This window comes from Lutibacter sp. Hel_I_33_5, from assembly GCF_007827455.1.
GTDB lineage: Bacteria > Bacteroidota > Bacteroidia > Flavobacteriales > Flavobacteriaceae > Polaribacter.
Window position 1 is genome coordinate 723,453 of sequence record NZ_VISM01000001.1, and the last position, 24,673, is coordinate 748,125.

Sequence of the window (24,673 nt, forward strand, 5' to 3'; positions counted from 1 at the left end):
ATTGCGCATATTTTAAAATTTAAACTTATGAAAAAGACTATCCTCTTTCTTATTTTATCAATTACCTTTTGTCAATTAAGTAAAGCTCAAGATGACATCCTAGAAAGTGCTTTTGAAAGTGCTTTTGATAAAAAAAATGTTTTTGATGCCAATCTTGGATTGACCAGTATTGATGGTCAAAATTATTTCGGAATGAGAGTTCAACCTGAATTTTCTTTTGGGAAAATTGGACTTGGCCTAGATGTTCCTTTACTTTTTGATGTTACTAGCGGAAAAATCAGAACAGAAGAATTTAAACATGGAGCTGGAGTACTAAGAATGATCCGTTTTTTTAGATACGGAAATAAAAACACCGACAATGTTTATATAAAAATTGGAGATTTAAGTGGTGAACGCTTAGGTTTTGGTTCTTTAGTTGGAAATTACACAAATGCTACTTCTTTCGAACGTAGAAAGGTTGGAGCTAGTGCATCTTTTCTTTTCAAGAAAATTGTTGGATTAGAATTAATTTACAGTGACTTAAACTTTAGTGGATCTACTAAAATGTTAGGAATAAGACCTTTTGTAAAACCATTTGGAAAAAGTAATATTCCAATCATTAAAACGATGGAAATCGGAGCTAGTTTTGTGACGGATAATGATGACTTTCAAGAAAAAGGAGCACCAACAATCAACACTAAATATAGTGCTGATGGAGTAAAAGCATCAAGTTTTGATTTAGGCGTAAGTCTTTTAAGAACACAAATGATTAATTTAACATTTGATGCTCAGTATAGTAAATTATCTAAAAACAATCTTTTAGCTACTGATAACCCATTAGTTGCTTACGATGCTGGTACAGGTTTCGCAATTGGTGTTGAAACCGATTTTAGATTTATTGCAAATACTGTTTTAATGAATGCAAGAATAGAAAGACAATGGTACGGCGATAATTATATTCCGCAACTTTTTAATTTTGCATATGAAATTAATAAAGATGCACGATTACAAGAATTACTAACTGCTAAAAAGTCGCAAGGAATTTTTGGTAGTTTAAGTGCTGAAATTTTAAAAATTGTTAAAATTGGCGGTTCTTTATTAATTCCTGATGATATCGATAATTCTGATCCAAACAGTAGAAGAGCAATACTTGGTATAGATTTAGAAACAAAACAAATTGGAAGATTTAAAGCTAGAGGAACTTATGTTAAAGCGGGATTAAATGATTTAGGCGATGCTTTTACTTTAGACGAAAGGTCTTTAGCTAATCTTATTGTTACCTACAAAATAGGACGTTTTATGGAAGCTGGAGTAGATTATCAATGGACTTTTGCTGCAGATGAAAATGGAGTTTTTAAAGCAACAAATCAAGTTAGACCTTACGTTGGTATTAGCTTAGACTTTTAAAATATTGACAAGTAAACACATAAAAAAACCTCCAATTGGAGGTTTTTTTTTTATTACACTAATTTCTTAGCATTCTTAACTTTTTGCTTGGTGAGTGCAATATCAATTACTTCACTCATATCAGTTACATAATGGAATTTTAACCCTTTTAAGTAACTTTCTTTTATTTCTAAGATATCTTTTTTGTTTTCGTTACAGAGAATAATCTCCTTAATATTAGCACGTTTCGCTGCCAATATTTTTTCTTTAATTCCGCCAACAGGTAATACTTTTCCACGTAAGGTAATTTCACCAGTCATGGCTAATTTATTTTTCACTTTACGTTGCGTAAAAGAAGATATTAAAGATGTTAACATAGTAATACCAGCACTTGGACCATCTTTTGGAGTTGCGCCTTCTGGCACATGAACATGTACATTGTATTTTTCTAAAATCTCAGGGTTTACTCCAAAATCATCAGCATTTGCTTTTATATATTCCATCGCAATGGTTGCAGATTCTTTCATCACTTTTCCTAAATTCCCTGTAATGGTTAAGTTTCCTTTTCCTTTAGATAAAATAGATTCTATAAACAAAATATCGCCACCAACACTTGTCCACGCTAAACCTGTAACAACTCCGGCAACATCGTTTGTTTCGTATTTATCACGTTCTAAACGTGCTGGGCCTAAAATTGTTTCAATATCATCATTTGTTATAGCAATATCGTATTCTTCTTCTAATGCAATCGATTTTGCTGCATAACGTACTACTTTTGCAATTTGTTTTTCTAACCCACGTACTCCAGATTCTCTCGTATATCCTTCAACAACTTTTTCTATCTGTGCTTTTCCTAATTTTAAATCTTTTGCAGTAAGTCCGTGTTCTTTTAATTGCTTAGGTAATAAATGCCTTTTTGCAATTTCTGCTTTTTCTTCAATGGTATATCCAGTAACGTTGATGATTTCCATTCTATCACGTAACGCCCAAGGAATTTGTCCTAAATTATTTGCAGTAGCTATAAAAAGTACTTTAGATAAATCATAACCCACCTCTAAATAATTATCGTAGAACTCGGTATTTTGTTCAGGATCTAAAACTTCTAACATTGCTGAAGAAGGATCTCCTTGATGACTTTGTCCTAATTTATCAATCTCATCTAATACAAAAACTGGGTTTGACGTCTTCGCTTTTTTAATACTCTGAATCAAACGCCCTGGCATCGCACCAATATATGTTTTTCTATGACCGCGAATTTCTGCTTCGTCTCGTAAACCACCTAAAGACATACGTACATATTTACGCCCTAAGGATTCTGCTACAGATTTTCCCAACGAAGTTTTCCCAACTCCTGGAGGGCCGTATAAACAGATAATTGGCGATTTCATATCACCTTTTAACTTTAAAACCGCTAAATGTTCTATGATACGTTCTTTTACTTTTTCTAGTCCAAAATGATCTCTATCTAATATTTTTGTAGCTCTTTTTAAATCGAATTTATCTTCAGAATATTCACCCCAAGGCAACTCTAACATCAACTCCAAATAATTACGTTGCACGCCATATTCTGCCATTTGTGGATTCATTCTTCGTAAACGAGCCAATTCTTTATCAAAAGTCTCTCCTACTTCTTTTGTCCACTTCTTCTTTTTACCTTGTACACGCATCTCTTCTAACTCTTGATCGTTAGAAACTCCACCTAATTCTTCTTGAATGGTTTTTAATTGCTGATTTAAATAATATTCACGTTGTTGTTGATCTAAATCTGTTCTTGTTTTAGACTGAATATCATTTTTTAATTGAAGCTTTTGTAATTCTTTATTTAAGTTTTTAAGTGTTAATAATGCACGTTCTTTTAAATTGTCTTTTTCTAAAACAACTTGTTTTTGCATGACACTTAAATCCATATTTGATGAAATAAAATTCACCAAAAAAGAATCTGATTGAATATTTTTAATTGCAAATGAAGCCTCTGAAGGCAACATCGGATTCTCTTTTATTACTTCTAAAGCAATCTCTTTAATAGAATCTATAATCGCTTTAAACTCTTTTTTATCATCAACATCTTTTTCTTCAACAGCTTCTTTTACTGTAGCTTTTATATAAGGTTCATTTTGAATAACTGTTTCAATTTCGAAACGCTTTTTCCCTTGAATAATAACGGTTGTGTTACCATCAGGCATTTTTAGAACTCTTAAAATTTGTGCAACTACACCCGTTTTATGGATATCGTCTTTTGTAGGCTCTTCTACTTCTTCATTTTTTTGCGCAACAACTCCAATTATTTTATCTCCCTTATTAGCATCTTTTATTAGCTGAATTGATTTGTCTCTTCCTGCCGTAATTGGAATTACTACACCTGGAAATAACACTGTATTTCTTAAAGGAAGAATGGGTAAAATATCTGGAACACTTTCTTTATTAATAATTTCTTCATCTTCAGGTGTCATTAAAGGAATTAATTCCGAATCTTCATTTAACATACTCTGTAACGACAAATTGTCTAAATGCAATACTTTTGGTTTGCTCATAAATTTTATTTCTGTCAATATGACATTTTATATTATTATTTCTAAAAAAGAAATAATAATATTTATTTTTAAAATTCTAATTATCAGTTATATACTATTAAATAACCAAATCTATATATACTTTAATTTCAATTGTTATGCCAATTAAGTAAAATCACAATAAGTATTTATTTTTTAAAAAATCTCCTATTAAAAAAACAGGAGTCCCCTAAAAAATTTCACAAAGTATTGTAATTTTGTAGTATATTATAAGACTATTTACAATAACAAATTACTTTTATCATGATTAAAAAAATATCAATATCAATATTTTTCTCTTTATTATTTATTAGTGTTTCGACTGCACAATTACTAGAAGTTGGTGATCCCGGTGTAACTTTTGATCAAACAAAATTAGATACAAATTGGCCACAAATGGATCGTTGGTCTAAAGCTGGTGTAGAAGGTGGAATTCCATTTATAAGTTCTTTAGAAAAAGGTGCAACTGTAACAGAATTTACTAGTGCTGGTATCCAAGCAGCCATAGAAAGTTGTCCAGTAGGAAAGTATGTTTATTTACCTAATGGAACATATAATATAACTACTAGGGTAAATATGCGAACTGGTAAAAGTTTAGTTGGTGAAAGTAAAGAAGGTGTTATATGTACTATTAACATGTCTGGCGACAAAGGATTTGATTTTTGGAATCGTCAAAACACTGGTATATCTAATATGACCGTTATTGGTGGGTGGGGTGAGCCAAAATATAAATGGATGCAAAATGCAGATAACGATGTTAATAATCAATTACCAACAAATGATAATCATTCTATAGTAATACAAGGAGGTTCTAAAAATTGTTGGATTGACAATGTAGATATCATTAATAGCGCAAAGCACCCTTTAGTTATTAAGGCAAGTCATGTAACAATTCGTGGATGTAATATTAAAGGTGTACATAATAAAGGTGGAGGTTGGAATGGTTACTTTCATATAGGCGGTTCAGACAATCTTATTTATAATAATTCTGTAACTCAATTAAGGCATATATCAAGTCAAGAACCAGATACTAAATACAACGTAATTTATAAAAATAATTTTAATCAAGAATTTAGTTTTCATAAAGACGACGGAGGTGATAACCTAATAGAACAAAACAATATTACGTTACCTGCAGATATGCCTAATAGTTCACCTAATTATTATGCAATTATGGGACCGTGGTCTACTCAACATCCTATTTCTAGGAAACCAAACTTTGTTTATAAAAATACGTGTAAAGAATTAAATCATAATGGTGCGACACCTTGGTCTGATGATTCTAAAATTTATAATGGTCCTTTTGAACAGAGTCCTAGTAATCCATATACAAATTTTAAAGACATGGGAACTAATATGGTACCAAAAGGTGGTACTCTATACCCAGTTAAAAATACAACAGCATCAATAAATGATGTTACTTTTGATAAAATTAGTGTCTATCCTACGATAGTTGATAAAGAAATTACGATTGATTTTAAGTCAACCATAGAAAAAAGAAAGATTTCGTTATTAAATATTAACGGACAACTTATTTTAAATAAAAATGTTGAGAATTCTCAAAAAGTAACTATAGATTTAAAAAACCACTCTTTATCTAAGGGTATCTATTTTCTAAGAATCAGCAATCAGAATTCTGTAAAAACTTTTAAACTAATTAAGAGATAATTTTTCTTATAAATAAATCACACAAAACAGTAACTTAATCGGTTACTGTTTTTTTTTACCTAATTTTAAATTGTTTACTTTTAAAAAACCTACATTTATTCCAATCAAACTGTCACAAATTAAAAAGTGAATGGTCATTAGTACAGAAACGTTTCATTGGAAGCTTACAATCAACATACCAACCAACTATTAGAACGCTGCAAAAACGGAGATCAGAATGCTCAAATGCAGTTATACAAAGACTATTATAAGGCTATGTATAATACTGCACACAGAATTTTGAGAGATGAATTTGAAGCTGAAGATATTATGCAAGAATCGTTCTTAACAGCTTTCACAAAGTTGAATACTTTTAAAGGAGAAGTGGCTTTTGGAGCATGGTTAAAAAGAATTGTAATCAATAAAAGTTTGACACAATTAAAAAAGAATAATAAATACAATGAAATAAAACTAGAAGTGATTCCGAATCGAGAAATTGAAGAAGAATCCATTAACTATAGTCTTTTAAATGTTAGCCAAGTTCAAGAAAAAATGAACAGTTTAAAGGACAATTATAGAATGGTTTTAAATTTAAATTTAATTGAAGGGTTTGATTATGAAGAAATTGCCCAAATATTAAATTATACCAATGAAAATGTGAGAACCACAATTTCTAGAGCCAAGAAAAAATTAAAGCAATTAATAATTGCAGAAACTAATAAAACACAAGTATATGGAAGATAAATTACATCAATTTTTTTCTGATAATAACTTTGACAATAATGAACCTCATTCTGGTCATTTAGATAGATTCCAAAGAAAATTACAACAACAAAACAATCCTCAAAAGAAAACTTCTTGGAAATGGTTAAGTGTTGCTGCGTCTGTAGTATTGCTAATCGGATTTTGGTTGGGTAACAATAATCAACAAAAAGATAGTTTAGACTTGGCAGATGTTTCTCCAAAAATGGAGGAAGTACAAACTTACTTTGTTTCAACACTTCATCAAGAATTAAAAGAAGTAGAGAAATTTAGAAGTTTGGAAACCGAAGAAATTATTGAACATGCATTAGAAAGATTAGAAGATTTAGAAGATGATTACAACGCTTTTACTAAAGAATTAAAAAACACAGAAAATCAAAAAGAAATTATTTATGCAATGATAAATAACTATCAACAACGTTTAGAAATCTTAGAAGAAGTTTTAAAACAAATAGAGTTAATAAAAAATACAAAATTAGAATACAATGAAGAATATATATAAAACTTTTCTATTCGCTTTATTAATACCAGCAATTAGTTTTGGTTTTAATATTGATAAAAAGAAACAAGAAAAAAGCAAAACAATAAAGAAAGAATATTCAGTAAATAGTGATGCTACTGTTCTTATAGACAACAAATACGGTAATATTAATGTTACTACATGGAACAAAAATAAAGTAGAAATTGAAGTAAAAATTACCGTTAAAGGGTATGATTTAGATCGTGTTGAAGAAAAATTAGAAAGTATAGATGTAAACTTTAATGCAAGTGCTAGTTTAGTTGAAGCCAAAACTATTATTGAAGGCAAAAGAAATAATTGGAGTTGGTGGGGTAAAAGTAAAAATATTAGTTATAAGATAAATTATACTATAAAAATGCCCGAAAGCAATAATGTAGATTTAGATAACGATTATGGTAATATCTATTTAGATAAATTGTCAGGAAAAGGATATATCAACTGTGATTATGGTAAAATTGAAATAGGCGAATTAAGAAATGATGTAAATAAAATCAATTTAGATTACTGTTCTAGATCTACGATCTCTTATATGAAAAACGGAAATGTTAATATCGATTATTCTAAATTAACAATTGATGAATCTGGTGATGTGAAGTTAAACACAGATTATTCAACTACAGAATTTGGAAAGGTAAATAATATCAATTTCAATGCCGATTATGGTAATGTTTCTATAGATGAAGTTAATACTGTTAAAGGAAATAGTGATTATACTAGTATGCGCTTTGGAACACTAAGCAAAAGTTTAGTTGTTGATACTGACTACGGAAGTATTAAAATTAAAAAATTAAAGAAAGGTTTTGAAAAAATTGATATTTCAAGTCAATATGCAGGAGTAACTATTGGGTTAGAACCTGGTAATAGCTTCAATTTTATCATAGACTTACAATACGCTGGTCTTAGTAGTGATGGTAATTTTGATTTCTATAAAAAGATTGTAAAATCTTCTAAAAAATATTATGAAGGTACTTATGGAAAAGGTAAATCAAATTCAACTATAAGAATAAACTCACAATATGGCGGAGTTAGTATCAAAGAAAAATATCAATAAAAACAAAAATAATACGATCATGAAAAAACTAATCATAACAAGCTTACTTTTAACACTTTGCTTTAATGTAACTGCACAAAGTTGGTGGAATAGCGAAAAGGTTCGAGGAAATGGAAATGTAGTAACTAAAAATAGAACAACTTCAGATTATGAAGGTGTAAGTGTAGGTGGATCTTTTGATGTAATTTTAGTGAAAGGTAAAGAAGGAAAAATAACCATTAAAGGAGAAGAAAATATTATTCCTTATATCATAACTGAAGTTAGAAACGGAACTTTAAAAATTAAATACGAGAAAAACGTTAATGTTAGAACTACAAGAAAATTAACAGTTACAGTACCTTATAAAGATATTGATAAAGTTTCACTTGGAGGTTCTGGTAATATTTCAAACGAAGGAGTTATTAAAGGAGAAGATGTTTCTTTTAGCTTAGGAGGATCTGGAGACATTAGAGTTAATGTAGATGCTAATCATGTAAAATCATCGATTGGTGGTTCTGGAAACATTAAATTAAGCGGAAAAACTGACTCTTTTAAATGTTCTATTGCTGGTTCTGGCAGCATTAAAGCCTATGAATTAGATGCTAATTCTTTAAAAGCGAGTATCGCTGGTTCGGGTAGTATTAGAACATCTGTAAAAAATAAAATTAAAGCTAGCGTTGTAGGTTCTGGAAGTATTTATTACAAAGGAAATCCTAAAATTGATAGCAAATCTGTAGGTTCTGGAGATGTAATTAGTAGAAACTAAAAATTCCATCTAAACCTTCCAAAAAGGAAGACTTAAAAAGCCGTAAAATGAATATCATTTTACGGCTTTTTAACTTTTGAACTAACTATTAATAGTTTCGATATTGTTGCGTTAGTTCAAAAACGTGCTCTAATATTTGTTTGTCTTTTTCGTCAAAATCAATACTTCTTCTTTTCATCACTACAGTTGCAACTTCAAATACTTTTTTTAATTGATAATTAGTAAATCCTGCTGCTCCACCCCAACTAAATGATGGAATAAAATTTCTTGGAAAACCACTTCCGTAAATATTTGCAGAAACTCCAACTACCGTTCCAGTATTAAACATAGTATTAATTCCGCATTTAGAATGATCTCCCATCATTAACCCACAAAATTGCAGTCCTGTTTTAGTAAATCTACCACTTTCATAATTCCATAATTTTACTTCTGCATAGTTATTCTTTAAGTTAGAATTGTTAGAATCCGCACCTATATTACACCATTCTCCTAAAACAGAATTTCCTAAATAACCATCATGTCCTTTACTTGAATACCCAAATAAAACCGAATTACCAATCTCTCCTCCTACTTTACAAAAAGGGCCTAATGTAGTTCCTTTATATATTTTTGCTCCCATCTTCACCACTGCATTATCACACATCGCGAAAGGACCTCTAATAGAAGAATTTTCCATAATTAATGTGTCTTTTCCAATATAAATAGGTCCTTCAGATGCATTTAAATTCGCAAAAATAATTTCTGCTCCTTCTTCTATAAAAATATTCTCTTTGTGCAAGGTTTTTGTTCCTTCAGGAATTGGTTGAGACTTTCGTCCTTCGGTTAATAAATCAAAGTCTTGTTGAATAGCTTTTTCATTTAAAGAAAAAATATCCCAGGTATTTTTAACTTGTAGAATTTCTTCATCAAATTCAATGTGCTCATATTCATCAAAATTCACTTCTTCCTGAGCATCCGTAGTAAAAAAAGCAATAACATCATCACCTTTAAAAATAGCTTGATTTTTAGATAAACTTTTCACTAGGTCAAACATTTTTTTTGTTGGTAAAAAAGAAGCGTTAATTAAAACGTTTTCTTCCATTTCTACCATCGGATATTTTTCTTCTAAATATTCTTCCGTAATAGTTGTTGTGGTTTGTCCAAGATATTTCTCCCATTTCTCTCTAATGGTTAAAATACCAATTCTAATATCTGCAACTGGTCTGGTATAAGTAAAGGGTAAAAGCGAATTTCTTACGTCGCCATCAAACAAAATATAATTCATATTTATTTTTTTCTGCTACAACAAAAATACTTTAATTACTGTATAAAAAAAACCGATTGTTATCTAACAATCGGTTTCTTATTTAATTTATTTTAAATAGTTATCTTTTGATAAGCTTTTTAGTACCAACTTTTCCATCAGAAGAAATCTTCATAATATATACTCCAGATGCTAAGTTTGAAATATCTAAACTATTGTCTGATGAAGAAACTTGTCTTTTTTGAACTGTTTTTCCAGTATAATCAGAAATAGTTACTAGTGCATTTTGTTCTCTATTTGACAATCGAACTTGTACTCTATCTTTTGCAGGATTTGGATACATAGAAAAATTTAATTTCTTTGCTTCTGCTATACCTAAAACACTAAAGCTTGATGATGTTGCAGTTACAACTTGGTCACCAGATGTTCCAGAACCATTCCCTGCGATTGCTGCTACATAGAACTTAATAGCTCCTTGATCTGTTGCTGGAGCTTTCCAATTAAGATTCCATGTTTTTTGAGAATTTCCAGAAGTTGTATGTGTTACATGTGTACCTGAATTAACTAATTGAGTATCTGAACCTCCAACTGTAAAAGTTCCTATTTTAGAACCATCACTTTCCTTTTCTGCTGTAATTTGAAAACCATGTCTTGAATTAGAAGAACTTGTCATGTCTATTTGTAAACCATAAGATGTATTTAATGAATAACCTTCTGCTGGTACTTCAGTTTGTAATGTAACTGTAGCGCCAAAATCCCCTGCATTTGATGTTAAATGACATGATGTACATGTTTTATTATCATCTCCAGGTGAACTTGACCAACCTCCACCATCTCTTCCTGCTGATGCAGACATCATAATAAATGCTGTAACCGGAATTAAAAATAAAATCGTTTTAAAAATGTAGTTTTTTTTCATAAGTAGTAGTTTTTAATTATAAAATATGTTGAAAAATAAGAAAATACCTTTCGTCAGATTCTATAAATTTAATGAATTATTTTTTAATCATCCTTATATTTGTGATATGAAGAAAATTTTAGCCATTATACTTACCACAATATTTATTGTTGCTGCACTCTATTATGCATTTGTATATTATGTTCCTTACAGTGAAGGGGTTCGATCTGGTGAATTAATAAAAATTAGTAAAAAAGGTCTTTTAATAAAAACTTGGGAAGGAGAAATAAGTCAAGGAGTTTCTGGAGCACAAATTTTTAAATTTTCTATAGAAGATAAAGAAGAGATAGTAATAAAAAACATGCAGTTATTTCAAGGACGTTATGTAAAAGTTACTTATAAAGAACGATTTGGCTCTTTATTCTGGCTTGGTGATACCAATTACTTTATTACAAAAATAGAAGAAGAGCAATCACCCCATTTTAGAGGAGTTCAAAAAAATGACTAAAACACATGAAAGTGTTGAATTAAAGTTATACTTATATGTTGACTTTCATAAAAAAAGTCTAACATGATTGACTTTTGTTATAAATATTTAAAACAAGTTACTTAACATATTCGTTTTAGGAAATTTGAATCTAATCATATAAAAAAATGAAAAAAATAATTTTTGCAACAATATTCCTGGTTTTCAACTCTATAAATGTTGTAGCCCAAGAAAAATGTATGGAGTCAAACAAGCTTAAAAAGTTAGATGCTTCATGGGAAAAAGCACAATTAGAATTGGATTATGATTTTATTAGTAAGTTATTAGCTGAAGACTACATCTGGGTTCATAATCATGCTAATACAATTGATGATAAGTCTGCTGTTTTAGAAAGGGTTAAAAGACATGTAAAAAATAATAATCGTAACACCAAATCTAGAACCTCTAAAAATGTAAATGTGATAATTTATGGTTCAACTGGAGTCGTTAACGGCTACACAATTATTGATAGAGGACCAAAACCGATCACATATAGTTTTATGAGAACGTATACAGAAAAAGACGGAAAATGCTATTTAATTGCTAACCATACAATGGCAATTCCTGATAAAAATAAACATTAAAAAAAGCAACCGAATTGGTCGCTTTAAAATTTGCATAAAATAAATATTACTTGTTTAAATACATTTTACGTCTAGAATATAAATCGTAAAAATCATCGTCTTTTAAACTATCAATAAAAAGAATACTTTCTCCAGTAGATTTCATCTCTGGCCCTAGTTTCTTATTTACATTCGGAAACTTGTTAAAAGAAAAGACTGGTTGTTTAATTGCGAAACCATCTAACTGCGGATTGAAATTAAAATCTGTTACTTTCTTATCACCCAACATTACTTTAGTTGCATAATTTACATAAGGTTCTTTATATGCTTTTGCAATAAAAGGCACTGTTCTAGACGCTCTAGGGTTTGCTTCTATAATATAAACGATATCATCTTTTATAGCAAACTGAACATTTATTAAACCTACAGTTTTCAGTTCTCTAGCAATCGTATGAGTGTGATCTTTAATTTGTTGCAATACAAATTCTCCCAAATTAAATGCTGGTAACGTAGCATTAGAATCTCCAGAGTGAATTCCACAAGGCTCTATATGCTCCATAATACCAATGATATACACATTTCCATCGGCATCACAAATTGCATCTGCTTCTGCTTCAATGGCACCATCTAAATAATGATCTAACAGCAATTTATTACCAGGCATTCTTCCTAATAAATCTACTACATGTTCAACCAATTCTTCTTTGTTGATAACAATTTTCATTCCTTGACCCCCTAAAACGTATGAAGGTCTTACTAAAATCGGGAAATTTAATTCATCAGCTAATTGTAAAGCTTCATCTGCTGTTTCTGCAATTCCGAATTCTGGATAAGGAATCTTATTATCTTTTAACATTGATGAAAATCTTCCTCTATCTTCAGCAATATCAAGTGCTTCAAAAGAAGTTCCAATAATTTTTATTCCGTATTTGGTTAACTTCTCAGCAAGTTTTAAAGCCGTTTGTCCACCTAATTGTACAATAACTCCTTCTGGTTTTTCATGACGAATGATGTCGTAAATATGTTCCCAAAAAACTGGTTCAAAGTATAATTTATCTGCGGTATCAAAATCTGTAGAAACCGTTTCTGGATTACAGTTAATCATAATAGTTTCATAACCACACTCTGCAGCTGCTAATACTCCATGAACACAACAGTAATCGAACTCAATTCCTTGTCCAATTCTATTTGGCCCAGAACCTAAAACTATTATTTTTTTCTTTTCAGTGACAATACTTTCGTTTGCGATGATAATTTCTCCATCAGCAGTTTCAATTTCATTTTCGAAAGTTGAATAATAATAAGGAGTTTTTGCTTTAAACTCGGCAGCACAGGTATCTACTAATTTAAAAACACGTTGTACTTTTAAATCTTCTCTTTTAGTATATACTTCGCTTTCTAAACATTTTAGCATGTGCGCTATTTGTCTATCTCCGTATCCTTTTTGTTTAGCTTCTAATAATAAATCTCTTTCAATAGTATCAATTGTATAGGTAGAAATTTCTTTTTCTAACTGAAACAACTCTTCATATTGTTTTAAATACCACATGTCAATTTTTGTGATATCATAAATCTGACTTAAAGGAATTCCCATAGCAATTGCATCGTAGATTGCAAAAACACGATCCCAACTTGCATTGGTTAATTTATCAATAATCTGATTATAATTTGTATATCCTTTTCCGTCTGCACCTAAACCATTACGTTTAATCTCTAAAGATTGAGTTGCTTTGTGTAATGCTTCCTGGAACGAACGTCCAATTCCCATTACTTCTCCTACGGCTTTCATTTGTAATCCTAAAGTTCTGTCAGAACCTTCGAATTTATCAAAATTCCAACGTGGTATTTTTACAATAACATAATCTAAAGTTGGCTCAAATAAAGCAGATGTAGATTTTGTAATTCCGTTTTCTAATTCATCTAAAGAATACCCAATCGCTAATTTTGTAGCTACTTTTGCAATAGGATATCCTGTTGCTTTTGAAGCTAATGCTGATGATCTTGATACTCGTGGATTAATTTCTATCGCAATAATATCTTCTTTTTCATCAGGTGAAACCGCAAATTGCACGTTACATCCACCTTCAAAATCTCCGATAGAACGCATCATATGAATTGCCATGTCACGCATTTTCTGATAGGTCTTATCAGATAATGTCATTGCTGGCGCAACAGTAATTGAATCTCCAGTATGAATTCCCATTGGATCCATATTTTCGATAGAACAAATAATAACTACGTTATCATTTTTATCACGCAATAATTCAAGTTCGTATTCCTTCCAACCCATCATTGCTTTATCAATCATCACTTCATGAATCGGAGATGCTTCTAAACCTCTACTTAATAATTCATCAAAATCTTCTGGATCGTAAACAATAGATGCTCCTGCTCCACCCAACGTATATGAAGAACGAATTACCAAAGGAAAACCAAACTCTTGTGCTATTTCTTTTCCTTTTAAGAACGATGTTGCTGTAGCTTGTGGCGCCATTGGCACATCAATCTTTAACATCAATTCTCTAAACTGCTCTCTATCTTCTGTTACATTAATAGCATCAATATCTACACCAATTAATTGTACATCAAAATCTTTCCAAATTCCTTTATCATCAGCTTCAATACACAGATTCAATGCTGTTTGACCACCCATTGTTGGTAAAACCGCATCAATTTGTGGATGCTCTTTTAAGATTTGAATGATTGATTTTGTTGTTAATGGCAACAAGTACACATGATCCGCCATTGAAGGATCTGTCATAATAGTTGCGGGATTAGAATTGATAAGAATTGTTTCTATTCCATCTTCTCTTAATGATCTTAAAGATTGTGAACCAGAGTAGTCAAATTCGCATGCTTGACCGATAACAATAGGTCCTGAACCAATAATTAAGATGGATTTAAGGTCTTTTCTTTTTGGCATTGTAAGTTGTTGTGTTATATGAAGTTGTAAAAATAATTAGTGTTTGGGTATAAAAAAAGGTGTTACTTAAAAAAGTAACACCTATATATTAACAATTGTTAATCATTTATCTTTTTGGTCTAGCTTCAGATGAAACAGATATTTTCTTTCTTCCTTTTGCTCTTCTACGAGCTAAAACTTTTCTACCATTAGCAGAAGCCATTCTTTCCATGAAACCATGTTTATTTCTTCTCTTTCTCTTCGATGGTTGATACGTTCTTTTTGGCATTATATGTATTTTTAAATATCTTCTTAAATTATTTTTCGGCTCTAATTAATTACCTCGTTTAAAGCGTGTGCAAATATACAACTAGTTTTGTTTTAAGCAAACACTATTTTAAAAAAAATTATTTCATTTTTTTTAGTAGCATTTTTATTGATTTTTCTCTTAACTTTTTTGAACTTTTATAGATTGAAAATTGCTGTTTTGGTGCTCTATTCTGGTTTTCGGCTTCTAAATCTTCCAGCATATTCCTATTAACAATAACTGTCGCAGAACAACTCAATTCTATTAAAACACTCTTTGTTTTAATGTCTAAAATTTTAATAAAAGAAATACCCCCTGTTCTTGCTAATTTAAACCGCCTTTCATCTACTCTATTTAATTTTTCGTTTTTTGCGTGTTCTAAACTTAACATTTTAGTTAAAATAATATAATCAAGATCTGTATTCTGTTTTAAAAAAGCAATCTGGCTATCTGTTATTTCATAATTAAAATCAAAAGGAATTAATACTTTTCCATTGTCATCTTTAACTTCTAAATTTTCATAAAGGTTCCCACCTAATTTCTTTTTGAAAAACTTAGTTATAATAGGCGAATAAATACCTTTTGAAAGCTCATTTGTTTTATAATTGGTAGGATTCAGCAAGTATTTTTTACCATCGTAATCTAAACCTTTATTAAAAGTAGCATAATTATAATGATAACTTGGTGCTTGAAAACTCGGAATAACATAACAAGAGGTAAAAACAATAAAACATAAAAAAAGTAAATAATTATTTTTCAAATTTCAAAAATTATATCCTATTCTAACATGTAAATCTATTACTATACCATTGTTATCAAAAGTTCTAAAATATTTTTGATTTATAAAATGAATATAACCAACTCCTAATCCAACTTAATAATCGAAATGCTTCCCAATATAATTATTTATTACAAATAAAAGGTCTTTTTATTTGTGATAAAATCTAGAGTTAGTACTTTTGTGCAAACCTAAGAATAGCATGAGTAATACTAAATACGTTTTTGTAACCGGAGGCGTAACTTCATCACTTGGAAAAGGAATCATTGCAGCATCATTAGCTAAACTCTTACAAGAAAGAGGCTACTCTGTAACCATCCAAAAACTAGATCCTTATATTAATATAGACCCAGGTACTTTAAATCCGTACGAACATGGTGAGTGTTATGTTACAGATGATGGCGCAGAAACCGATTTAGATTTGGGTCATTACGAGCGTTTTTTAAACATTCCAACAAGTCAAGCAAATAATGTAACCACTGGAAAAATTTATCAATCGGTAATTAATAAGGAACGAAAAGGTGAGTTTTTAGGAAAAACTGTTCAGGTAATTCCGCATATTACTGATGAAATAAAGCATAGAATTCAACTTTTAGGCGAAACTGGCGATTATGACATCATCATTACTGAAATTGGTGGAACTGTTGGTGATATAGAATCTTTACCTTATGTAGAGTCTGTAAGACAGCTTTTATGGGAAAAAGGTGAAGAAAATGCTATCGTTATTCATTTAACACTAGTTCCCTATTTAGCTGCGGCTGGCGAATTAAAAACAAAGCCTACACAACACTCTGTAAAAATGTTAATGCAAAGTGGTGTGAGTCCTAATATTTTAGTGTGTAGAACAGAACATCAAATTTCTGATGACATTAAACGTAAACTAGCATTGTTTTGTAATGTTAAAAAAGAAGATGTTATTCAATCTATTGATGCAGAAACTATTTACGACGTTCCTAACTTAATGTTTGAAGAAGGTTTAGATAAAGTAGTTTTAAACAAATTAGAGTTATCATCAGAAAAACAACCGAAACTTTTAAAGTGGAACGATTTTGTTACCAAGCATAAAAACCCAAAATCTACCATAGAAATTGGTTTGATTGGTAAATATGTAGAATTACACGATTCTTATAAATCTATTACAGAAGCTTTTATACATGCAGGTTCTTCTAATGAAACTAAAGTAAAAGTTAGATGGATTCATTCCGAAAGTTTATCGCCTAAAAACGTAGAAAAGAAATTAGAAGAGTTAAACGGAATATTAGTTGCTCCTGGTTTTGGTGATAGAGGAATTGAAGGAAAAATTAAAGCTGTAAAGTACGCTAGAGAAAATAACATTCCATTCTTAGGGATTTGTTTAGGGATGCAAATGGCTGTAATAGAATTTTCTAGAAATGTATTGGGATTAGAAAATGCATTTTCTACAGAAATGAATAAAAGTACAAAGCACCCTGTTATTAATTTAATGGAAGAACAAAAAAATGTTACCGAAAAAGGGGGAACGATGCGTTTAGGTGCTTGGAATTGTTCATTAATAAAAGATTCTAAAGTTTATCAGGCATATAAATCAGAATTAATTAGCGAGCGCCACAGACACAGATACGAATTTAACAACGATTATTTAGATCAGATTGAAGCAGCTGGAATGAAAGCTACCGGAATCAATCCAAAAACTGGTTTGGTAGAAATTATTGAATTGCCTAATCATCCTTGGTTTGTTGGTGTACAATATCATCCAGAATATAAAAGTACCGTATTAAATCCGCATCCTTTATTTGTAGATTTTATTAAAGCAGCTTTAAAACAATCTAAAAAGTAAAAACGGAACACTGTTTGAACGAACTATAGTATCAAATTAAATCGTAGTAAAATCAACTAAAAACAACACACTTTTGCTACATTTGTCGGCTTTTCAAAATTTACAGAAAAGAAAAAATGACAAATTGACATTTTAAGAAAACTACATGGAACAAAAAAAATTCGACGTTAATTCATTTATTGGAATGCTTCTTTTAGGTGGAATTATGCTTTGGTGGATGAGTACTAATAAACCAGAAGTATCTCCAGAAGAAACTAAAACCGAACAAGTAACCGAGACTAAACAAAATACAACAGCGCAAGATAGTTTTACGCGAACTCCAATTATAGCTAACGATTCTTTACAACAACTTGAAGCGAAAAATAAATTAGGTGCTTTTGCTTATAGCGCAACTAATGGAAGCGCAAAAACTCAGGTCTTAGAAAATGAGTTACTTAAACTTACTATCGATCCAAAGGGTGGGCAAATTATTGAAGCGCTAATCAAAAATCACAAAACACACGATTCGCTTCCTTTATATATGATAAAGGACAAAAATGCGTCTTTTAATATCAATTTTGGAACAACGGATAACAGAATTTTAAATACTAAAGATTTAAATTTTGAACCTACCTTAACTAAAAATGGAGACAATCAAGTATTGTCTATGAAGTTAAAAGTTTCTGATACTAAATTTTTAGAATACAGATACGAAATGAAACCTAACGAATATATGGTTGATTTTGCTGTACGTTCTCAAGGATTAAGTAATGTTATTAATTCATCGAATAAAATAGAGTTAGACTGGTCGTTAAATGGTTATAGAAACGAAAAGAGTTTATATACAGAGAACACCATGTACTCTTATTATTATTATAAAACTGAAGATGAAGTTGATTACCTAAATGCAGGAAATTCTGAGGTTATTAATGATGTAGATTGGGTTGCATACAAACAACACTTCTTTACTTCAAACCTATTAACAGATACTCCATTTAACAATGCTACTGTTACTTCTACAGATTTAGTAAAGAATGAAGAGATTGATACCGTTTTTACCAAGAAATACGAATTAAAAACACCGCTAGTATTAACTAATGGTGAATTAAATTATAACATGAAATGGTATTACGGTACTTCTGATTATAATTTATTGAAAAAATACGAAGGAACTAATTTAGATGAAACATCAGATTTAGGTTGGGGAATTTTTGGTTTTTTAAATAGAAACCTCTTCTATCCTGTATTCAATCTTCTTAAAGGATTTATGAGTAATTACGGTCTAATTATTATTTTAATGACCATTGTTGTTCGATTGATAATGTCTCCGTTGGTTTACAAATCATATTTATCAAGTGCAAAAATGAAGGTAATAAGACCCGAATTAACTGCCTTAAATGAGAAATATCCTGGAAAAGAAAACGCCATGAAGCGTCAGCAAGAAACCATGGCCATACAGCGAAAAGCTGGAGTAAGTATGATGTCTGGTTGTATACCCGCATTATTACAGATGCCAGTGTTCTTTGCTTTATTTAAGTTCTTTCCTACAAATATTGCTTTAAGACAAGAGAGCTTTTTATGGGCACCAGATTTATCTTCTTACGATGTAATTTTTAATTTACCTTTTAGCATTCCAATGTATGGAGATCATGTAAGTTTATTTCCGATTTTAGCTTCTATTGCCATTTTCTTTTACATGAAGATGAATCAAAGTCAGCAAGCAAATATGCAAGCTCCTACGCAAGAAGGAATGCCAGATATGAGTAAAATGATGAAGTATATGATTTACTTCTCTCCTATTATGATGTTAGTTTTCTTTAATCGTTATGCAAGTTCTTTAAGTTTGTATTACTTTATTTCTAACTTATTAACGATTGCTATTATGTTAGTGATTAAAAACTATGTAATTGATGAGAAGAAAATAATTGCTCAAATCGAGGAAAACAAAAAGCGACCAGAAAAAGCCAAGAGTAAATTCAGACAAAAAATTGACTCTGCTATGAAACAAGCGCAAGAGCAACAAGCAAAACAAAAGAAAAAATAAAGGCAATGCCTTAGATAATTATAAAAACCGAAACTTAGTAGTTTCGGTTTTTTTTGCAGTAAAATCAGGTGTTTTTACTTGTTATTTTTTTGATGGAAAATTCTTAAAATTGACAATGCTAAAAAGCACAAAATATTTAAAATTCCCTTTTCAGTTTAACAAAGAAAAACTAACCCACGATTTATCGTTAGTTCTTGAAGGCAATTGGATTCCGCATTTTAACACAGGTGGTTATCAGGGAGATTGGAAGGCTATTTCATTGTATGCAGAAAACGGAGAAGACGCAAATATATTTGCGCATCCAACAGCTAACTCAGTGATTTCAGAAACATCAATACTTAAAGAATGTCTTTATTTTAAAGAAGTAATTGATTCTTTTAAATGCACTATACTCACGGCACGTATTCTTCGATTGGGAGTTGGCGCAGAAATTAAACCACATCGAGATCATGAACTAGGCTATGAAGATGGTACGTTTCGTTTACACATACCAATCGTTACCAATTCGGATGTCCACTTTGTTCTAGACGGAACAGAATTAACAATGTTACCTGGAGAATGCTGGTATACCAATGTAAACTATGTACATTCCGTTATAAATTCTGGTCAGACAGACCGTGTTCATTTGGTAATTGATGGTGAAAGAAATGAATGGTCAGATCAATTATTTTTTTCACAAGCTCCAAAGGAAAGTTTCCAACCTATTCCTAAAGAAACTGACTCCCCAGAAACCATGAAGAAAATTATTGAACAATTAAAATATAGTAATGAACCCATTGCTCAACAATTGATTCGTGATTTACAACAAAAAATAACTGAATTCAACGAAAATAATATCCAAAAAAACATTAACTAATTACTTTTCTAAAAAATTCACCCTATTATAAAAATGGGTGTTTTTCCTTATTATTTTTTTTATCAAAAAAACTAAATTGCTAACAAAATTTATATTGAACTTAATTCTGTATAAAATGCTTTAGTTTATACTTAATAAATTATGAAACAAATCAAATTAGAAAAGACAATTCTACTTATTAACGTTATTGCAACACTATACTTTATTGCTTTAATATTAATTTCATTTTATCCTATAGAGAACAATTCCTTTAATGTTATTGCACATACAATAACCATCCCTTCCTTATTATTTATGGCATTCAGCTTAGGATATTCCACTTATCGACTATTAAAAAACAAAATAAATAAAAAAATAATTTTAATCTTTTTTTTTAGTTTACAAGCTATTACAGTTATAATTTCTGTAATCTTAATACAAATGAGTTTAAGATCTAAAAACCTATTAAACTTAATCGTATAAAAAATTGTGTTATAGAATAATGAAGTGATTTATTAAAGAAATTACCACAATTAAAAAAAGAATACTTCGCAACAACTTAGTTAATAGACTCTCTCCTACTAGGTTATTTAAAAAATGGGTGTTTTTCCCCTTTGATTTTTTGATAATAAAAACCGAACTTAGCTAACGTCGATTATAAGTCATTAAAACGACACATAATCGTATAGGTTAGCATTCATTAAATCAACCCAATGAAAATTTTCAAACAAGTAACAGCAAATAATATTGGATTAACTCCTTATCCATTTAAGAAAGAATTGGCTATGGAAGCTTATTTGATTGAAAACGAAGAAATACTTATTTTAGACAAAGATAACTTTACTGAAGTAGCTGTTCTTGACGAGGAAATTGCTTTAAAAAAAGGAAGAAGAAACAGAGATGGGCGAATCGATATTTTGACATCATACGGAGCAGAATATTTAAGCATAATAGAACTAAAACTAAATCAGATTGACGAATCAACATTAAATCAACTTGAAAGTTATTTAGACCAAAAAGAACAAATATTAGAGATTGGAAATTACTGGGAAGCAGATGTAAAACCTAAATGGATTGGTGTAATGGTGGGGACATCAATTAGTGCTGATTTACAAGAAAGACTAAATAAAGGCTATAAATACAAAGACATAATACCAATTGCTGGAATTGTACTGAATAGATATCGTAGTACTGATAACAATATTTTTGTTGTTTCTGATACATATTTCTCTTATAAATATTCTGAAAAAGATTATTCCAAATTTTTATATAAAAACAAGGTGTTTAATAAGGCAAGATTGGTAAATGAGATTGTTAGAGAATATGTGGATTTAAATCCTACGACAACATTCTCTAAATTAAAAGAGATATTTCCAAAGCAAATTCAAGGGAGTTTTGGAGTTTTTGACAAACTATCAAGAGCAGAAGAAATCTATAACAATTGGGGGCATAAAAGACATTATATCAAGTCGACAGAAACAATACATTTAGCTGATGGAGAAATAATCGCAACTTGCAATCAATGGAATCCACATAATACTTCTGACTTTATTGACAACGCTAAAAAGCTAGGTTATAACATTGAAATAAAATAAAGAAATGCTAACAATATATAAATAACATAGGGCATTTGTGCTTAACCGAAAGGTATGTGAATATTAACTAAGTACGCTAAATATAAAATTTGACGTTTATAGTAAAAAAGATAAAAGCAAAATATTATACTTGACTTAGTACCAAACCGAAACGCATTACTTATCACCTGCCCTACGTTTCTTAGCCAAACGTTAGCGAAAAATTAAAATAATTACACTTTTCTTGCTTTAAATCTCCCATAAAACAGAATATATCCATAACAAAGAATTGTTAAGATAAACGCTGTTTTAAAACCAAAACCATCTATTAAACTTCCAAAAGCAAAAGGTATAATTGCGCCACCAACAATTGCCATACAAAGTAAACCAGAAGCTTGTGCTTTTAAATCTCCTAATCCTTCTAAAGACAATGTAAAAATTGTTGGAAACATAATTGAATTAAACAGACCAACAGCCAAAATTGACCACATAGAAAGCAAACTAGTTGTGTTTATAGAAATTAAAATCATAGCAATTGCTAAACTTGCAAAAATTGCCAAAACTTTTCCTGGAGCCATAATTTTGGTTAGATAAGCACCTACAAAACGTCCAATCATTGCTCCACCCCAATAAAATATTACAAAAATTCCTAATAAAGATTTTGGGTCAGAATCTGTAAATGTTTTATTAAAAGTACTTGCAATTGTATTTGCAATATTCATCATGGTTTCATTTTGAGAAACTACTGTTGCTAAATTCATATCAGAAAAATAGTTTACTAAAAAACTACCTATAGCAACTTCTGCACCTACATACACAAAGATTCCTAAAGCACCCATAAGCATCACTTTGTTTTTTAATAACGTAAGGTATCCTCCTTTAGGAGATTCTTGCATCACTTTAGGTAATTTTATAAATCCAAAAATAATTGCTAAAACTGCTATTGAAGAAGCAATTAATAAAAAAGGCGTTTGCACAGTAGCAGCTTCTGCTGCATAATAATTTGTCTTTTCTGTTGCCGATAATAAATCGATTTCTGTAGATGTTTTTACAGTGTCACTCAATAAAAATAACGCACCAACAACTGGTGCAATTGTAGTTCCTAAAGAATTAAATGCTTGCGATAAATTTAAACGGCTACTTGCTCCTTCTTCAGAACCTAACAAAGCAACATACGGATTTGCAGCTACTTGCAAAATTGTAATTCCGCCTGCAAGAGTAAAATACCCAAATAAAAATACTGGAAATGATCTAAAAGATGCAGCTGGATAAAATAATAAACAACCTGCAGCCATGGTTAGTAATCCTAAAACAATTCCCTTTTTATAACCGATTTTTGATAAAATAAATCCTGCTGGTAAAGAAAACACAAAGAATGCTACAAAAAAAGCAAACTGTACCAAAACAGTTTTGGCATAAGACATTTCGAAAACATCTTTTAATCTTGGTACTAAACTATCCACTAAAACTGTAATAAATCCCCAGAGGAAAAATAAAGTCGTTAAAAATATAAATGCGGATTTGTATGATTTGTTATTTACTGTTGTTGACATAAATTATACTTTATTAAAAAAATCTGATGGCATATTCTTATTCTCTCCTTCTTTAAAAAGATTATAGCTAAAATGTTCATGAATAGAATATGCTCCAGTTTCTCCTTGTTTATTTACTGCAATATAGCCTACTTGAAAATTCTTAAAATCTTTTCCTGGTTTATTTACAATTCTTCCAATTGCTTCTTCACAGGCTTGTTGTGGCGTTTTCCCTTGACGCATTAATTCAACAATTAAAAAACTACCTACTGTTTTTAAAACCTCTTCTCCTAAACCTGTGGCTGAAGCACCACCAATTTCATTATCAACAAATAAACCACCGCCAATAATAGGAGAATCTCCTACTCTACCAGCCATCTTGTAAGCCAATCCACTTGTGGTACAAGCACCAGAAATATCACCATTTTTATCGATAGCTAACATCCCAATAGTATCGTGATTTTCTATATTAATTATAGGTTTATATTCTGATGTTATTTTCCATTTCTCCCAAGCTTTTTTGGCTTTTTCTGTCAATAAATTTTCTCTTTTAAAACCTTTAGAAACGGCAAATTGTTCTGCTCCTTCTGCAACCAACATTACATGTGGCGTATCTTCCATTACTTTTCTTGCCACAGAAATTACATGTTTAATATTCTTAACGCCTAAAACTGCTCCATAATCACCTTTTTCATTCATGATACAAGCATCTAAAGTTACATCTCCATCTCTATCTGGCAATCCTCCTTTTCCTACAGACATACCTTCTTCATTTGCTTCTTCAATTCTACAACCTTGTTCTACTGCATCTAAAACCGAACCTCCTTTTTCTAAAACTTTTGCTGCCGTTTCTACCGCTAATGGTGTATTCCATGTAGCAATAACTAGAGGTCTTATTGGTTTTATATTTACTGCAGCAACTACTTTTTCATCTTTCTTAGTTTCTTCACAACTAATTAAAGTTGAGGATACTGCAACCAATCCTAAACCTGAAACGGATGCTTTTTTTATAAAATTTCTTCTTTTCATTTTTATAA

20 protein-coding genes are annotated in these 24,673 nt (G+C 30.3%); 12 read left to right on the forward strand and 8 right to left on the reverse strand.

From position 1 onward, the window contains the following. Positions 1–27: 27 nt before the first annotated feature. Positions 28–1,386 (forward strand): hypothetical protein, encoded by a 1,359-nt coding sequence (locus tag OD91_RS03160; protein ID WP_144894947.1) that lies wholly within the window; start codon positions 28–30, stop codon positions 1,384–1,386. Between the two features lie 53 nt (positions 1,387–1,439). On the opposite strand, the gene lon is transcribed toward OD91_RS03160, so the two are convergent. Continuing rightward, the gene (lon, locus tag OD91_RS03165) at positions 1,440–3,896 is read right to left on the reverse strand and encodes an endopeptidase La (RefSeq protein WP_144894948.1); all 2,457 of its coding nucleotides are present in this window, start codon (positions 3,894–3,896) and stop codon (positions 1,440–1,442) included. A 282-nt stretch (positions 3,897–4,178) separates the two neighbouring features. Between lon and OD91_RS03170 the strand changes: the two genes are divergently transcribed. From OD91_RS03170 to OD91_RS03190, 5 genes are all read left to right on the forward strand, one after another. Then, positions 4,179–5,582 (forward strand): T9SS type A sorting domain-containing protein, encoded by a 1,404-nt coding sequence (locus OD91_RS03170; RefSeq protein WP_144894949.1) that lies wholly within the window; start codon positions 4,179–4,181, stop codon positions 5,580–5,582. 156 nt (positions 5,583–5,738) lie between these two features. Continuing rightward, entirely contained in the window at positions 5,739–6,305 is a 567-nt protein-coding gene (locus tag OD91_RS03175; RefSeq protein ID WP_144894950.1) for an RNA polymerase sigma factor, read from the forward strand. Next, a complete protein-coding gene (locus tag OD91_RS03180; protein ID WP_144894951.1) occupies positions 6,295–6,825 on the forward strand; it encodes a hypothetical protein in 531 nt (176 codons plus the stop codon). Before OD91_RS03175 ends, OD91_RS03180 begins: the two co-directional genes overlap by 11 nt. Then, positions 6,809–7,894: a hypothetical protein gene (locus tag OD91_RS03185; protein ID WP_144894952.1), complete on the forward strand. Its 1,086-nt coding sequence runs from the start codon at positions 6,809–6,811 to the stop codon at positions 7,892–7,894. Before OD91_RS03180 ends, OD91_RS03185 begins: the two co-directional genes overlap by 17 nt. 19 nt (positions 7,895–7,913) lie before the next feature. Then, positions 7,914–8,639: a head GIN domain-containing protein gene (locus tag OD91_RS03190; RefSeq protein WP_186434386.1), complete on the forward strand. Its 726-nt coding sequence runs from the start codon at positions 7,914–7,916 to the stop codon at positions 8,637–8,639. An 88-nt stretch (positions 8,640–8,727) separates the two neighbouring features. On the opposite strand, the gene OD91_RS03195 is transcribed toward OD91_RS03190, so the two are convergent. Both OD91_RS03195 and OD91_RS03200 read right to left on the reverse strand, forming a co-directional pair. Continuing rightward, the gene (locus OD91_RS03195) at positions 8,728–9,903 is read right to left on the reverse strand and encodes a GlmU family protein (RefSeq protein ID WP_144894954.1); all 1,176 of its coding nucleotides are present in this window, start codon (positions 9,901–9,903) and stop codon (positions 8,728–8,730) included. A 100-nt stretch (positions 9,904–10,003) separates the two neighbouring features. Further along, positions 10,004–10,801: a choice-of-anchor V domain-containing protein gene (locus tag OD91_RS03200; RefSeq protein WP_144894955.1), complete on the reverse strand. Its 798-nt coding sequence runs from the start codon at positions 10,799–10,801 to the stop codon at positions 10,004–10,006. 106 nt (positions 10,802–10,907) lie between these two features. Between OD91_RS03200 and OD91_RS03205 the strand changes: the two genes are divergently transcribed. After that, positions 10,908–11,288, forward strand: a complete 381-nt coding sequence (locus OD91_RS03205) for a 6-phosphogluconate dehydrogenase (protein WP_144894956.1) — start codon at positions 10,908–10,910, stop codon at positions 11,286–11,288. A 146-nt stretch (positions 11,289–11,434) separates the two neighbouring features. Continuing rightward, a complete protein-coding gene (locus tag OD91_RS03210; protein ID WP_144894957.1) occupies positions 11,435–11,890 on the forward strand; it encodes a nuclear transport factor 2 family protein in 456 nt (151 codons plus the stop codon). 46 nt (positions 11,891–11,936) lie between these two features. On the opposite strand, the gene carB is transcribed toward OD91_RS03210, so the two are convergent. The 3 genes from carB to OD91_RS03225 form a co-directional block, all read right to left on the reverse strand. After that, positions 11,937–14,792, reverse strand: coding sequence for a carbamoyl-phosphate synthase large subunit (gene carB / locus OD91_RS03215; protein ID WP_144894958.1), 2,856 nt, complete (start codon positions 14,790–14,792; stop codon positions 11,937–11,939). A gap of 106 nt (positions 14,793–14,898) precedes the next feature. Continuing rightward, a complete protein-coding gene (gene rpmH / locus OD91_RS03220) occupies positions 14,899–15,060 on the reverse strand; it encodes a 50S ribosomal protein L34 (RefSeq protein WP_144894959.1) in 162 nt (53 codons plus the stop codon). A 118-nt stretch (positions 15,061–15,178) separates the two neighbouring features. Continuing rightward, entirely contained in the window at positions 15,179–15,838 is a 660-nt protein-coding gene (locus OD91_RS03225; protein WP_144894960.1) for a hypothetical protein, read from the reverse strand. A gap of 220 nt (positions 15,839–16,058) precedes the next feature. Between OD91_RS03225 and OD91_RS03230 the strand changes: the two genes are divergently transcribed. The 4 genes from OD91_RS03230 (at position 16,059) to OD91_RS03245 (ending at position 22,125) form a co-directional block, all read left to right on the forward strand. Further along, positions 16,059–17,672 (forward strand): CTP synthase, encoded by a 1,614-nt coding sequence (locus OD91_RS03230; RefSeq protein WP_144894961.1) that lies wholly within the window; start codon positions 16,059–16,061, stop codon positions 17,670–17,672. A gap of 145 nt (positions 17,673–17,817) precedes the next feature. After that, the gene (gene yidC / locus OD91_RS03235) at positions 17,818–19,695 is read left to right on the forward strand and encodes a membrane protein insertase YidC (RefSeq protein ID WP_144894962.1); all 1,878 of its coding nucleotides are present in this window, start codon (positions 17,818–17,820) and stop codon (positions 19,693–19,695) included. Positions 19,696–19,810: 115 nt separating this feature from the next. After that, a complete protein-coding gene (locus tag OD91_RS03240; protein WP_144894963.1) occupies positions 19,811–20,551 on the forward strand; it encodes an aspartyl/asparaginyl beta-hydroxylase domain-containing protein in 741 nt (246 codons plus the stop codon). Positions 20,552–21,243: 692 nt separating this feature from the next. After that, on the forward strand, positions 21,244–22,125 hold the full coding sequence (locus tag OD91_RS03245; protein ID WP_144894964.1) for a hypothetical protein: 882 nt from the start codon (positions 21,244–21,246) through the stop codon (positions 22,123–22,125). 212 nt (positions 22,126–22,337) lie between these two features. On the opposite strand, the gene OD91_RS03250 is transcribed toward OD91_RS03245, so the two are convergent. Together OD91_RS03250 and OD91_RS03255 are read right to left on the reverse strand one after the other, a co-directional pair. Next, positions 22,338–23,657, reverse strand: a complete 1,320-nt coding sequence (locus OD91_RS03250; protein ID WP_144894965.1) for a sugar MFS transporter — start codon at positions 23,655–23,657, stop codon at positions 22,338–22,340. Between the two features lie 3 nt (positions 23,658–23,660). After that, positions 23,661–24,665 carry a N(4)-(beta-N-acetylglucosaminyl)-L-asparaginase gene (locus OD91_RS03255; RefSeq protein ID WP_144894966.1) on the reverse strand — a complete coding sequence of 335 codons (1,005 nt, stop codon included), beginning with the start codon at positions 24,663–24,665 and terminating at the stop codon, positions 23,661–23,663. Between the last annotated feature and the right edge of the window lie 8 nt (positions 24,666–24,673).